The sequence below is a fragment of the Flavobacterium xizangense genome (genome assembly GCF_054075145.1).
The window spans coordinates 127,048-142,683 of sequence record NZ_JBSIPG010000008.1; the positions used below are offsets into that span (position 1 = coordinate 127,048).

The 15,636-nt window shown below is 35.0% G+C and carries 8 protein-coding genes; 3 read left to right on the top strand and 5 right to left on the bottom strand.

Going from position 1 to position 15,636, the window contains the following annotated elements:
* Positions 1–39 precede the first annotated feature (39 nt).
* Complete coding sequence (locus tag ACWA1B_RS17170; protein WP_456908984.1) at positions 40–3,405, bottom strand: DUF4450 domain-containing protein; 3,366 nt, start codon at positions 3,403–3,405, stop codon at positions 40–42.
* 293 nt (positions 3,406–3,698) lie between these two features.
* Between ACWA1B_RS17170 and ACWA1B_RS17175 the strand changes: the two genes are divergently transcribed.
* The 3 genes from ACWA1B_RS17175 (at position 3,699) to ACWA1B_RS17185 (ending at position 9,659) form a co-directional block, all read left to right on the top strand.
* The gene (locus ACWA1B_RS17175; RefSeq protein ID WP_456908986.1) at positions 3,699–5,075 is read left to right on the top strand and encodes a rhamnogalacturonan acetylesterase; all 1,377 of its coding nucleotides are present in this window, start codon (positions 3,699–3,701) and stop codon (positions 5,073–5,075) included.
* 21 nt (positions 5,076–5,096) lie between these two features.
* On the top strand, positions 5,097–7,961 hold the full coding sequence (locus ACWA1B_RS17180) for a glycoside hydrolase family 2 protein (RefSeq protein WP_456908988.1): 2,865 nt from the start codon (positions 5,097–5,099) through the stop codon (positions 7,959–7,961).
* Between the two features lie 189 nt (positions 7,962–8,150).
* Positions 8,151–9,659: a rhamnogalacturonan acetylesterase gene (locus ACWA1B_RS17185; protein WP_456908990.1), complete on the top strand. Its 1,509-nt coding sequence runs from the start codon at positions 8,151–8,153 to the stop codon at positions 9,657–9,659.
* A 138-nt stretch (positions 9,660–9,797) separates the two neighbouring features.
* Here ACWA1B_RS17185 and ACWA1B_RS17190 read toward each other — a convergent pair whose 3' ends face one another.
* The 4 genes from ACWA1B_RS17190 to ACWA1B_RS17205 form a co-directional block, all read right to left on the bottom strand.
* Positions 9,798–9,974, bottom strand: a complete 177-nt coding sequence (locus ACWA1B_RS17190) for a histone H1 (protein ID WP_026729959.1) — start codon at positions 9,972–9,974, stop codon at positions 9,798–9,800.
* Positions 9,975–10,197: 223 nt separating this feature from the next.
* Positions 10,198–12,639, bottom strand: a complete 2,442-nt coding sequence (locus tag ACWA1B_RS17195; RefSeq protein WP_456908992.1) for a glycosyl hydrolase 115 family protein — start codon at positions 12,637–12,639, stop codon at positions 10,198–10,200.
* Positions 12,640–12,899: 260 nt separating this feature from the next.
* A complete protein-coding gene (locus ACWA1B_RS17200) occupies positions 12,900–14,228 on the bottom strand; it encodes a rhamnogalacturonidase (RefSeq protein ID WP_456908994.1) in 1,329 nt (442 codons plus the stop codon).
* A 22-nt stretch (positions 14,229–14,250) separates the two neighbouring features.
* Entirely contained in the window at positions 14,251–15,612 is a 1,362-nt protein-coding gene (locus tag ACWA1B_RS17205; protein WP_456908996.1) for a family 43 glycosylhydrolase, read from the bottom strand.
* Between the last annotated feature and the right edge of the window lie 24 nt (positions 15,613–15,636).

Here is a 15,636-nt window from a genome sequence, read left to right on the forward strand (position 1 = left end):
TGACAATTATCAAATTGACACATTTTCTAATTAAAAAAATTATCTAATTAAAGTAACACTCATCAAACCAATCACCACATCATTGGCAATTGTCTTAAGAGTCATATTTTTCAATGTTTTATTTTTATCTAATGGCAAATCCAGAATTGTTCCAGCACCACCGTCAACGCCATAATTTGTAAATCCTTTTATTACGGTGAAATCTGTAAAATCCCTTGAAATTTCTCCGGTTTTCAAATATACTCTTGGCGGTTTCGGCGCATCGGTTGTAAAAGCAAGTCCGTCAACGAAATAATCCTGTTCGATTGGCCACCAGTTTTCTGGGTTTTTCAACTCTAAAATTTCAGATGTTCCGTCGCTGTAATTTACTGCAATTTCTCCGTTTGTGATTCGGCTTTGCATTGGGTTTGTTGTTCCAGCCATCATAAAATAAGCATGTGAAGCTTTTCCGTTTAACGGAATATCACTACTTTTCGGATAATTATCCCACATCGAAGTAAAAATGATATTTTTCTGATTTTCTTCTGAAGGTGTCTTGAACGGAATTCCGTTTGAGGCCTTAATTTCTCCAGTTTGTTTTGCTTTTTCACGCAAACCTTTATCATCAATTTTTACCGAAATATTAGGATAACACCAATTTCCAATTCCTTGTTTTGGAAGCTGTAAAGTCACCGTTTGTGGCCTTGGAGATAAATATTCATTCGTAAAAATATCTATCACTTTTGCATTGAAATAAGAAGAAAGCGAAATGGTTTCAGCTCGTTCTGATTTCTCCAAAGGAATATCCCAATCTGTCACTTTCTCTAACTCTTTGTTGCCTTTTAAAGTAAATTCAATTGATTTCCACCAAGAAAAATCACCTTGTTTTAATTGAATGAAAAATGTTTTATTTCCCTCGCCATTTACAATTGATTGAAAAGTTCGTTCTGATTTTACAATTTCACCCAAAACCGCCTGCGGATCATAAACGGAAACAATTTCTCCTTTTCCAATAAGAATATTTAAAGCATCTCCAGAATTGTATGAATCTTTAGTAATCATTGTTGCCAAAGTGCCACTTTTCCAATTAACAACTACATCATAAATTGCATTATACGAAACTTCAATACTGATTCTTGGATTTCCAATACTTTCGGGAATTACTTTCCATGAAACACTTTTGCCGTTTACTTTAATACTGTCAATTCCGTCATAATAGGCATTCAAAATCAAATTCAAATTCATTTTTGGTGCAAAATGGTTTTCAATATGATAATTATCTTGTCTATTTTTTCTGTTGAAAGCAATTGAAATATCCGGAACTTCTAAAGACGCTTCGTTCCATTCTGATGGAAAACCGGGCTGAATCGTCAAAACTTCTGCAACCGCATCAGGCTTAATTCCAAAAAGTCCTTCGACCAAAGTTCGAGATGCCATTCCGATTGGGTCAGCAAAATCACGATACAATTCGCCACGCATTTTATCCTGATACAAAAGCTGTTCAAAACCTCCCGGAGAAGCGCCCAAATACATACTTTCGATCAAAACACTTTCCCAAATTTTAAAAGCTTTTTCCGGCTGTCCACCTTGCCAAAATGCTAGTGAAGTATGCAATTGCTCCGCCAAAGCCACATTATTAATGGACCAAGTATAAGGTTGCCAATTTGTTGTACTGATTACATACAGCTCTTTCTTATCTAATCCATCTGCCGTAACTGGAATATGCGGAATTTGATTATTTACATAATTCAGCATTTGATAACTCTCAAAAGGATTTGACAATTCTGAATCTATCGTGTGATAAATGCTCCAGACTCCTGGTGAATCGTGCAATAATCTGTTTCCTAAAGCATCTTTATATTCGGCAAAAATTCCTTTTTTAGAAAGCCAAAGCTGTTCATTTGAAGCTTTTAAAATTTTTGCCGCTTCGTTTTCGTAAGGAGTTGGATCTTTTTGAATTTTTCTTGCCAATTCAGCGACCGTTTTATTCGCATAATAATTATAAGCCGAAGAATGAATTACGGCGCCACCGCTATATTGCAAAGCGTCGCTTGCCCAAATTGTGGCGTAAGCATCATAAAGTCCGTCGTTATCCGGATCAAAATTCCTTTTTTCCCAATTTAAATGACGTTCAATTGTGGGCCACATTTCCTTTAAAAAAGCAACATCACCCGTCCATTTAAAATGTCGCAACATCTGATCAATAAAAACCAAATTCATATCATAATGATGCGCAACAGTATTTTTATTTGGATTTCGGGAAATGTAACCACTGCTGAACATTGAAGTTCCTATTTCTTCTTTTTGGCGTGCCAGATTTTTTTCTTCATCAAAAACAATCGGACCACTTTTTGGCGAAGTTACTTGCGAATTACTGTAACTTGTAAAATGAGTTTTTGCTCTGTCGTGCCATCCTAACGGATCTGCTGTATATGCTCCACGCCAAGCATTTAAGTACATTCGCCACGCAATTGCGCCATGAAGATACGCTGGATTTTCCCAAATTCCATCAGAAGCAATTGCAAGTGCAGCTCCTAAATTATTGATATAAGGATCAGGCGTTTTGACTTTAACTCGATTTGCCAAAATCTGTGTTTCCTGAACTGATTTTTCATAAAGCTGCGCCATTTGTTTTTGAGAAACAACCGTTTTTATTTCTTCTGGAGAAAAAAGCCAATACATTGCTTTTTCAGAAATACTGCTTGTGTTACCTGAAATAACCGGCAAATTTTCTGCACTTGAATTATATAATTCTAAAGGTGAATTTTGATTTTTTGCGTTTGCCAAAACCACTTTCGATTCGGGAAAAAAGCCACTTAAAGTTTTATTATTTCCTGTTTTCTGTTTGTTGCTTTCAGAACCGTATTCCAGCAAAAAAGACTGCTTCTGCAAAGTGTATTTATTATTAAGACAATAATCAGGCTGTAAATAAAATACCGATTCCGGATCGGCACCTATGTCGCCGTCACGACTAAATTTCTTTCCAGTTGCGCCACCAAAAACCCAAATAATATTCACATTTTTAGAAACCGAATTTCCATAAACTTTTACAATAAAACCTTCTTTTTCTTTTAAAGCAACAACATCAACAAATAATTTTCCGCTTCCTAAAATCGCATCTTCAATTGTGTAATGCATTGTTCCTAAAACGTAACGCGTATCAATTTTAGAAGATTCAGTAATCCATTTGCTCTCTTTTCCGTTTACAATTCCGAATTTAAAGTTTCCTCCCATTCCCGGCATGTACATGGCAAATTCTGGCAAATCGCCTGTTTCAACTCGAAATCCGGTATTCGAACCATATAAAGCTCGATTGAATTTTCGCGTGCCATTTTTTAAAACAAAACTATTTTCTTCTGGCGCATAATGCAGTTTGCGAACTTCTTTATTTTGTCCAAAAGTCAAGACAGGAAATAAAAAAAACAAACTTAAAAACGTTATAAAAAAATATTTTTTTGTTTTCATAAAGCAGTAAAAAAGGGCTAAAACTAAATAAGAATTAAATAAAATTAAAATCGCTTTTTTTTATCAATTCAATAATTATGATGCAATTTCTTTGTTTTTTTGTGGTATACTATCCTGTACCTTCCTGATTTACGAAATATAAAAAGTATATTAATTTTTAGCGTTTTTAAATTCTTTTTAACATCATAGTACAGGATACTATATCAAAAATGAACCATTAAGTTTGAAAATAAAAAAATTAAAATCTCAAAAAATTGGTAAAAATCAGTACTTTCTTATCGATGGTTGTTTGTTTGGCAATACCGAATCAGTTCTTTGCTATGCATTCTAATTTGCCTATCAATAATACTGTTTATTCTTCTTCAGAAAATAAAAATGACAGCATAAAAAACAATGCAGAATCACAGCTTTTTGTCTTTGGAAATTTGCCAAAAAGCAAAAAAAACACTTTAATAGACAATGCATTAGTTTATACAGATACAAAAGGTTTTGGCTTTGATTTTAATTCGGCTTCGAATGTAAAAATCAATGCGAATTCTTTCTCAGTTACAAAACCAACTTACTTTTCAGTTGCCGTTCCGGAAGGCAATTATCAAGTTGAAGTTACAATAGGAAGCACCGAAAAAGATTCAAAAGTGACCATAAAAGCAGAATCAAGACGATTAATGCTAAACGAATTTGTTGTAAAAAAAGGACAAAAAATCACTCAGACTATTAATGTCAATGTCCGAAATATTAAAATTGACGATCAAACCAATATCAGTTTAAAAGACCGTGAAAAAGAAATTTTAAACTGGGACAATAAACTGACACTTGAATTTTTAGGCGAAGCTTTTATCCAAAGTATGAAAATAACTAGAAAAGACAATCTAACCGTTGTATATCTTGCCGGAGATTCAACGGTTACAGATCAAGATGTTGAACCTTGGGCATCGTGGGGACAATTCATTACCAATTATTTTGATCAAAATATTGTGGTTGCAAATTATGCCTATTCTGGTTCATCATTAAGTTCGTTTAAAGGAGCAAATCGTTTGAAAAAAATACTTTCAGAAATAAAAAAAGGAGATTATTTGTTTGTGGAATTTGCGCATAACGACGAGAAAATAAAAGGCGAAGGCAATGGCGCTTTTGGATCTTACTCGACTTTATTGGCTGAATTTGTAAATTCGGCTAAAGAAAAAGGTGCGATTCCAGTTTTGGTGACACCAACACAGCGTCGATTTTTTAACGAAAATGGAACTTTAAAAGAAACACACGGAGATTTTCCTGCTGCCATGCGAGCTGTTGCTCAAAAAAACAATATCGCTTTGATTGACATAACAAAAATGACAACCGAGTTATACGAAACTTGGGGCGACGAACCTTCTAGAAAAGCTTTTGTACAATATCCTGCGAATACTTTTCCGGGACAGGAAAAAGCCTTAGACGACAATACTCATTTTAATGGATTTGGAGCCAACGAAATTGCCCTTTGTGTTTTAAAGGGAATTCGTGAATTGGATACTCCGTTAAAAAAACACATCAAAAAAGAAACACCAGATTATAATCCGAAGAAACCAAATTTCATTTCAAGCTGGACTTTGCCTATGAGCGCCCGATTTGAAATTGTTAAACCAGATGGCAATTAACCATCAATGAATCACTTTACTATGCTACTAAAAAACACTATCCAAAATCTCTCCATCCTTGCATTTTCGCTTTTTCTGACCCAAAACAGCAATGCGCAGCAAACCGATAAAGTTTATCTTTCAGGAAAAGATTTTGAACATCCTGTAAAATGGGATTTTTATTGTACCGAAGGAAACAACAGCAAAACTTGGTCAAAAATAAATGTGCCTTCTCAATGGGAATTAGAAGGTTTTGGCGAATATACTTATGGTCGCTGGTACAAGGAATTGAACCAAAAAGAGCCAAGCAAAGAAGAAGGTTTATACAAATATGAATTTGAAGTTCCGGCATCTTATAATGGAAAAGATGTTTTGATCGCTTTTGGCGGTGCGATGACGGATACGGAAGTAAAAGTAAACGGAAAACTGGCCGGAGCGATTCATCAGGGCGGCTTTTATGAGTTCAAATATGATATTTCATCTCTTTTAAAATATGGTTCGAAAAATATTTTAGAAGTACACGTATGGAAACATTCGGCAAATAAATCAGTAAATGCAGCTGAGAGAAGAGCGGATTGGTGGCTGTTTGGAGGAATCTATCGTCCGGTTTGGTTAGAAGTTTCGCCAAAAACTCATATTGAAAATATTGCTGTAAACCCAAAAATGGATGGTTCGATTACAGTTGATTTGAATTTGAAAAATGTTTCTAAAAACACCACTTTAGAAGCAACTTTAAAAGGTTTAAACGGAGAAAATTTTCAAACTTTTACTTTTCCAATAAAAGCAAAAGCAACCAAAGAAAGTATTGCTGCACAATGGAAAAACATCAAACCATGGAATCCAGAAAATCCAAATTTATATGATTTACAATTGGTTTTAAAACAAAACGGAACTGCTGTTCATCAATATGACAAACGAATAGGTTTCAGAACTTTGGAGTTTAAAAAACAAGACGGAATTTATCTTAATGGCACTAAAATCATTATGAAAGGAATTAACCGTCACTCTTTCTGGCCAGAAGGCGGAAGAAGTACGAGCAAACGCATTAGCGAACTGGATGGAAAATTAATCAAGGACATGAATATGAATGCCGTTCGTGGGCATTATCCGCCAGATACGCACTTCTTGGAAGTTTGCGATTCTCTTGGTCTTTTTGTCTTGAACGAATTGGCTGGCTGGCAAAATTCTTATGATACAGAAACTGGAAAAAAATTAGCGACTGAAATGATTACGCGCGATGTAAATCATCCTTCAGTAATTATTTGGGACAACGGAAATGAAGGCGGATGGAATTATGATACTGATAAAGTCTTTGCAGATCTTGATCCGCAAAAGAGAATCGTGATTCACCCTTGGGCTGATTTTAATGGCTGGGACACGCACCACTACCCGACTTACTTAACGGGAATGCACCGATTTAATGCCGGCGAAAATGTGTTTTTCCCAACCGAATTTATGCACGGAACGTATGACAACGGGCATGGCGCGGCGTTGGAAGATTTCTGGAATCGTTACAAAGAAAGTCCGCTTTTTGCAGGAGGATTTATGTGGGCGATGTTGGACGAAGCTGTTTTTCGCTCAGATTGGAAAGGTGATGCAAAATTTGATTCAAAAGGTTCTTTGGCAGCTGACGGAATTTTAGGTCCGCATCGTGAAAGAGAAGGAAGTTATTATACGGTAAAAGAAGTTTGGGCGCCAATTCAGTTTCAACCAAAACAAGTTACAGAAGGCTTTGACGGTTCTTTTTTAATCAAAAACGACTATCTTTTCAGTAATTTGAATACTTGCAAAATGGAATTCAAAGTATTACAATCAGATAAAAATGTGCTTTATACGACTGGAACTGCCAAAGAAATAAGCGGAGGAAAAATCGAAATTCCGAGTATTGATCCGGGAGAAACACGCAAAATTCAGCTTGCCGTTCCTAACAATTTTGCAGAAGGCGATGTTTTGTCAATTTCTGCTTACGACCAATTTGGCAAAGAAATTTATACTTGGACATGGCCTATTCACAAAGCTTTATTTTATGCCAACAAATTTTTAGCGGTTCAAAATACAAAAGCAAAAGCATCGGCTGTAAAAACAGGAACTGAAGTTACTTTAAAAGGTGGAGATGTTACGGTTGTTTTGAGTTCAGCAAATGGAGAAATTACATCGGTTAAAAATGCAACTTCCACAATTCCGTTGACAAATGGCCCACGACCTATTGGAATGAAAGCGAAATTGAAAGACATTCAGGTTGCTCAGGAAGGCGATAAAGCGGTTTGTACGGTTTCATATGTTGGCGGAATCTCTTCAATTAAATGGACTATGGAACCAGACGGAAGATTCAAAATGGAAATGGTCGTTCTTAAAAACGAAAAAGCACCAAGCGGTTTTGATGGTTTTGACGGCGCTTTCTTTGAAGATAAAATCAACTCTTTCGGAATTACGTTCAGTTTTCCTGAAAAAGATGTTACTGGAATTAAATGGTTTGGAAGAGGGCCTTATCATGTTTGGAAAAACAGAATTAAAGGAACAACATACGGAATCTGGGAGAAAGAGTATAACAATACGATTACCGGAGAAAGTTTCGAAAATCTAGTTTATCCAGAATTTAAAGGTTATCACGCCAATTTATTGGGAGCAAACTTAAAAGCAGGCGCTTCATCATTTAAAGTTTTCAGTGAATCTGATAATTTATTCTTAAGATTGTTTACACCTGATTTGCCTAAAAATGGTTTCCCAGGAAGTAATCCGCAACCGGCATTTCCAGAAGGCGATATTTCATTTATGTATGAAATTCCGGCCATGAGAGATTTCAAACCTTTGGAGCAACAAGGGCCACAAAGCCAGCCAACAAACATCAGAATTAAAAGCGGTGACGACGGAATTAAGATGAATTTGTGGTTTGATTTTAGAAATTAATTTTTTTGTTTCAAGATTTCTTTGTTTCAAGTTTCAGGTTGAAAAACTATATCATTTTAACCGCAAAGCACGCTAAGATTTTCATCTCTTTGCATTGAGAAACCGCAAAGTTCGCAAAGCTTGCGTACTTCGCGTAAACCCTTGCGACCTTTGCGGTTAAATAAATACACACTATTCACAATTCAAATTATGAAATCAATTAAAATACTTTCTGCATTACTTTTAGCAGTATTATTTTTCAATTTTACAACCAACCAAAACAATAAACCAACCGTTTATATGGTTGGCGATTCCACTGTAAAAAACGGCAAAGGTGACGGTGCAGGAGGACTTTGGGGTTGGGGCGATTATATAGGGCAGTTTTTAGATACTACAAAAGTCAATATCGAAAATCACGCTTTAGGTGGCACCAGCAGCAGAACTTTTCAGGACAAAGGTTTATGGATTGAAGTTTTGAATAAGCTTAAAAAAGGCGATTACGTCTTGATTCAGTTTGGGCATAATGACGATGGGCCTTTAAATGACACTCTTCGCGCTCGCGGAACGATCAAAGGAATTGGAAATGAATCACAGGAAATAGACAATTTAATTACCAAAAAACACGAAACGGTTCACAGCTACGGCTGGTATATTCAAAAAGTAGTTCGTGAAGCCAAATCAAAAGGTGCCATTCCGATAATTTGTTCGCCAATTCCGAGAAACGATTGGAAAGAAGGAAAAGTTCCGAGAAACGACAAATCATACGGTTTATGGGCAAAACAAATTGCTGAAAAAGAAAAAGTTACTTTCATTAATTTGAATGAAAAAATGGCTGTAGAAATGGAAAAACTCGGCGAAGCAAAAGTAACCGGAACGTATTTCTACAAAAAAGATCATACACATACTTCTGCTAAAGGCGCGGTACTTTCGGCTTCGGTTATTATTAATGAATTGAAAGCAAGTAAAAATTCTTTGAAAAATTACATTTTAGCTGATCCTAAAATTGTGCTTCCGCCAAAGAAAAAAGTGTTTTTAATAGGCGATTCAACAATGGCCAACAACAACAATAATCCCGATGCTGTTGGTTGGGGCGTTACTTTTCCGCAATATTGTGACACTACTAGAATTGAAGTAATCAATAAAGCCAGAGGTGGCAGAAGCACCAGAACTTTTGTTTATGAAGGTCTTTGGGACGAAGTAAAAAACCAATTACAGCCCGGAAATTTTGTTATTATTCAGTTTGGGCATAATGATGCGGGTGATATTGACAAAGAAAAATTCAGAGGATCATTAAAAGGAAATGGTGATGAAACGCAAGAAGTAACACGCCCAGACGGCTCAAAAGAAATCGTACATACTTTTGGGTGGTATATGGAAAAATTCATCAGAGAAGCGAAAGAAAAAGGCGCTATTCCAATTGTATTAAGTCTGACACCAAGAAACGAATGGCCAAATGACAAAGCCGAACGCAGAACAGATACGTATGTAATTTGGTCCAAAATTACTGCCGAAAAAGAAAAGGTTCCATTTATTGATTTAAATGATATTGTGTCCACAAAATATGAAGCTTTAGGAAAAGAAAAAGTAAAAGCCTTTTTCCCAAAAGATCATACGCATACGGGAGCCGAAGGTGCAGCATTTAATGCACTGGCGGTCGCTGAAAGTCTTAAAAAATTAAAAGATTGTAATTTGAAAGATTATATCGAGATACCTAAATAATTGTTAATGGTTAATGGTTAATGGTGAATTGTTAATGGTGAATTGTAAATTTCACTTTCGACTTTGGACTTTCGACTAAAATAAAAAAACCTCGTTTAAATTACTTAAACGAGGTTTTTGTTTTTGAATACCTAAGTATTATTTTTTTGATTCTTCGATAGAAACTTTTCTGAATTCTTTCAAAAGTTTTTCAATTTCTAAAGTAGCTTTTCTAGCTCTTGGTCCAGCAGCTTTGATACCTTTTTCAGTTAAAGATTCAGCTTCTGCTTTAAATGTGTCAATTTCGGCGTTGATTTTTACTAATAGATCTTTCATGCTTATACTTGTTAAATTAAGGCGCAAAAATAAAAGTTTGCTGGAACTATAACGCACGTTTAATGTTAAAATTATAACTGTTTTGGCTATTTGAGTTAATAATTATTTAACCTGTTTTCTTTAAATCTCTATATCAACAGATTACAAAAATTTTAAAAATTATTTTTTTTATTTTTTTTCTCCTTTTCTCAACTGTTACTACTTCATAATCATCATTTAATGCTTATTTTAAAGGTATTTCGTAGGAACTTCCTTCGCTTGACGGATAAACTGCCACCTGATCTAGCACAATGCCTGTCTGATTCACCTCAACTTTGATTGTGTGTTTTCCCTTCTCTAAATTCGATGCAGGAAGTTTTACAATCGCGCTGTTTCGTAAAACATTTTCTTTCCATGTTTTATCTCTGTCTTTCGTATTTGTTTTAAAATTTTGTAAGACAGTTTTATCCAATTGAACACCAATTTCATGATCGAAATTGTTAGCGTGCGTTGGCAGCAAACGAACTTCTATTTCATATTCTCCAGCAGTCTCAATTTCAAATTCATAAATTACAAAAGGTTTTTCTGTTTTGAAATACTGCTGTTTCAAGGGAAACAAAGTAATAGCATTGTTGCTATATCCTAATCCATTGATTGTTTTCCAATTGTGATTTTTAAAACCCTTTTGTGAAACAAATTCTTTGGCTTGAATTGCAATTCTATTTTCTGTCGATTTTTGTTCTTTTTTGATGAATTCAGGCTTTTTAACCGAATCAAAAACGGGAAGATTTCTAGGATGCATCGACATCATTTTATTCCATTTTCCGTCGCTTAATTTCGTATTGTAAAAATCGGTAAGTGTTTCAATTTTATGGAAAGATTCTGAAGCTAAAAGTTCATATTTTGCTTTTTCTTTTTCATCCGAAGTTATCGCGGCCAAATTCCAATATAAGAACTTATGATTCATATAAGCAGCTCCTTTTATGGGATAAACAGCCAATTGAAACCAAGCATCTTTTCGTTCTTTCGGAATGAATGCAGAAAGACTGTCTATTTTTTCAACAAGTTTATCATAATCCTTTATTCTATTCCAAATTTCTTTTTCTGAAAAATCGGAGAGTTTTACTGGCGTTGTTGGCTCTGTTTGGCTCCAGCCCATATATTCTGGTTTTCTAAGAAATGCCAAACGATAATATTCCTCAAAAATAGCGCTTACTTGAGAACTGATTTTAGGCGTAAATTCTCTTGAAGCCCAATCATTCAAATACTGATTAATTCCATCCGATTTTATACTATTGATATTCCAAGCCATGTCCAGAAAAAGTTCGATATCATATTCAGCCGGTTTTATATCTCCAACATTAACAATCCACATTTTTTTTGCGCCGTTTTCGTACGCTTTGTTCATTTCGTACCAAATCAAACCAGGTTGCATCGTGCTCAGCCAAAGATAATCGTGTGGTCTTCCCCAATAACTGATGTGATAATATACACCACTTCCTCCTGCTCTTTTCTGCTCTTCTTCATTACTCAAACGGCGAATGTATCCGTAATTGTCATCAGGCCAAACCAAAGTAATGTCGCTCGGAACTTTAAGTCCGTTATCGTATAATTCCAAAACTTCTTTATAAGGAACAAATGCCTGTGGAATTTCCGCTAAAGGTTTTTTGAAGGTATTCGAAAGCATTTCACGCTGGTTCACAATAATTCTTTCTACCATCGAAATGGATTCGTTCAAATCCTTCGCACCTTCCATTTTACTGTCATGAACGCCTCGCATTCCGAGCGTCATAATCGTTTCATTTTGAGCTGATTTTAATTCATCTAAACGATCTTGCCAATATTTATCAACTTGGGTTTTATTAGTAAAATAATTGTAATCACCGTGGATTTTTGGTTTCCATTCGTCAACATTATTTCGAAGCATGGGTTCAGCATGAGATGAACCAATCACAATATGATATTTTTGCGCCATTTCTTTATTTCCGGCAATGGTAAAAAATCCTTTTGTTGACGGATGCATAGCTGGCCAAATGGTATTGGCTTTTAAACGCAAAAGTAATTGGAAGATTTTCTCGTACGTTTTTGGACCGATATCTCCCGTTTCTGGTTCAAATGTTTTAGCTGCCCAAGGCTGTAATGCCCAATCTTCATCATTCAAAAAAATGCCTCGATATTGTACCGAAGGCGAAGAAACTATTTTTTGATCTGAAAATTTTAAAACAAGTTTTTCCTGTTTTATTGGATGAACATCGGCCCACCATTTCCAAGGGGAAATTCCTAGACGTTCCGATATTTCAAAAATCGCATAAACGGTTCCGCGAACATCAGAGCCAACTATCAGAAAATTTTCTTTTTCCTTTTGAATCGAAAATTTTTCCCATTGATTCAAAAGTTCTTTTTGCTCTTTTCTGTTTTTAAACAATGCACTTGAAACTTCTCCAATATAAATTCCTTTTTTAGAAAATGAATTTGCTTGAAGTATTTCTGGTCGTTTTCCAATTAATTCTTGAACGTCATCAGCCAATTCATTTACTGCCCAAATAATTAAAGGATCTGTGTTTTTGTCTATAAAGATATTTACTGCATTATTTGAATCTGCAATTAAAAAGTCGGTTGTGCTTTTCTTTTGGCAGAAACCATTTATGGATAAAATCGAGAAAATTGATAGCAGTATTTTTTTCATTTTTTAGATTGCATTATTGGTGGTTTTGTTGGGCCACGGATTTTACGGGTTTAACGGATTGACGCCGGTTTTGTCATTCCGAGGAACGAGGAATCTCCACGAGTAGCTCGGCAAAGATTGGCGATTTAGATTGTGGAGTTTCTTGCGGAGATTCCTCGTTCCTCGGAATGACAAACTTTATGGTTACTTTGTGTTAGACGCACTGCTGTGCGCCTCTATAGAAAACCTCTGGAACTTTGTAACTCTGTAACTTTTAACCTTTATTCAACAACCTTCTTATTCACATAAACATTTTTAAAAGTCACTCCTTTTATCAAACTTTTATCAATATCAGCTTTAACAGATTCAATATTCAAATTTTCGAAAGTGAAGTTTGACAAACGCACATTTGGATCGTTTTCTACTTTATAAAACATTTCGCATTTAAGATCAATATTTTTTAAAGTAACATTATCTCCGTATGATAATGGAACATCAGGACGGCCTTTCAAATCGAAAAATTGTTTCCATGCTAAAATCGCCAGACCGTTTTTGGTTTGCCCTTTAATGTCTTCAAGTCTGATATATTCATAAAGTTGTGGTGTATCAGGTCTCATTTTAAGATGCAGCAATATTGATGGTCCATCAACTTCGCAATTGCGCATGATGATATTTCGGTTATGAATCGCTTCGCTTCCATTGGTTAAAGCCGAATGACAATATCCAAATTTGCAGTCTTCAATAATAATATTGGTGTTTGGTCCATTGTTTTTATCCTGATCTGCATAAGGTCCTTTGCCTCCTTTTAGTGCAATGGCATCATCATTTACAGACATGTTAGATCCTTTTATAAGTACGTTGTTGCAAATATCAAGATCTATCGCATCTGTACTTGGAGCGTCGCCTTTTTGATGTGGAGAATAAATATAAGCATCCAGTATTTTTATGTTATTGCATTTATAAAAATGATTCGTCCAAAAACCTGAATTAATGAATTTTACATCCTGAAATTGCACGTTGTTAGAATTCCATACAAAAACTAATCTCGGTCTGGAAACTTCAAGATTGGTACATTTCGGATTTTCTTTTCTGCGCGCCCAGAAAGCATCCCAATATTTTCTTCCATTTCCGTTTATTGTTCCTTTTCCTGAAATTGAGAAATTATCAACACCATAAGCATTTACCAAAGCCGGAAAATAATCCAGATTTTGGCCTTCCATCCGTGATGGCATAATTGGATAATTAGCAATATCATCAGAACCTTTTAAAACTCCGCCTTCGCTGATGTACAAAGCAGTTTTTGGTTTAAAAAACAACGCACCACTAAGGAAAACACCTTTTGGAATTATGATTAGGCCTCCACCATTTACGGCAGCTTTATCAATTACTTTCTGAATCGCAACAGTTTGAACTTTTGTACTGTCTTTGCTTACACCAAAATCAGTGATTGTGTATTTTTTTCCTAAATCTTTTAATTGAAGTTTCGTGTAGGTCTTAAACCAAACCGGAATTTCAGTTCCATCAGGAAATTTATCGTTCGAGTATTTTTGCGAAAATGTACTTTGAGAAATTCCCAAAACACATAAAACCAAAGTGAAAAACTTTTTCATTGTAAGCTGTTTTATTTTTTATTTATTTCTTTATTTCAATCTTAGTAACAGAAATATAATATCCTGTACTTCCGTAATTTAATTTTCTTTTATCCGACCAATTTGGTCTTTCTCCAGTTCCTGAAACTGTCAAAATATAATTATCTTTTTTCAAAATTGGAGATTTGTAAACTGTTGTTTCTGTCGAATTTTTACTGTACAAATCAACAATTGCTGTCATTATACTTTTTCCTTTTTCATCTGTCAAAACTACTTTAGCATAACCATTTTCATTTCCCACAAAACTTGAAAAACCAATTTGCTGCCCTTTGAATTTTATTGAAAATGAAGCATTTTTATTATCTGATTTACTTTCTTTATCTGTATGACTCCAATTTCCGGAATATTTAATTTCTTTATTGTTGTTTTTCAGAATTTTATTTGTGCTTTTTGGTACAGATGCAATTCCGGTTACCAAATCAATTTGCCAGTTTTCCCGATAAACCGGAATCGAAAGCGACTTTCCTGAAATTGTCAAAGGTTGCCAAACATAAGTCGCTGAAGATGCCTGTCTAGGAAACGACCAACGATCACCCATAAACATATAGGTTGTTTCTTTTGAGCCTCGAATTGGCAAAACAAATGTCGACTGTGAATTCCATGTCAAAGTTTCTTTTGGCGCAATTAAACCTTGAAATTCCCAAGGTCCCTTAATCGAATTTGAGGTGTAATAATAATTGTCATTTTTCTCCCAACTTGTCAAATGCGAACCAATAAAATAATACAGATTATCTTTTTTCAACATAGTTGGCGATTCAAATCCGGTTGTAATATTTTCATTTACTTTCTCTGTAACCGATTTATAATCATCACTTAATTTATATATTTCACCGCCATGAACTAGAATATATCCCGAATTATCAGTGTCCTGAAAAGTTCCCATATCCCATTTTTTGATTGGTTTTCCGTCAAATAAAAGCGGACCTTTAAATTCATACGGACCTTCAATATTTTTTGAAACTGCATAACCCACAAACTGATCTTTATACGTTAAAGTATCGGCGTGCATGTACATTACAAATTCATTGGTTTTTGGGCATTTCATCACTTTTACTCGTTCACCAACACGATTTGGTCCTAATTTTCCAGATTCTTGCAATGGAAGCGCTACTTTTTCAAATTTCCAATTGTAAAGATCTTTTGAAGAATAACAATTAAACCCTGCAAATGCATTGCTGGTATCGCTATGCGCTTCTCCAAATAAATAAAATGTATCTTTTTCTTTTATAATGTTTGCTCCGTGCGCGCTTACAATATTTCCGTTTTGGTCAAGCCAAGGAACACCAGAATAAATGGCATCTATTTTTCCTGATTCTTGCGCAAAAGAAACCGCCACATTGCTCATAAAAACAGTGAAAATTAAGCGACA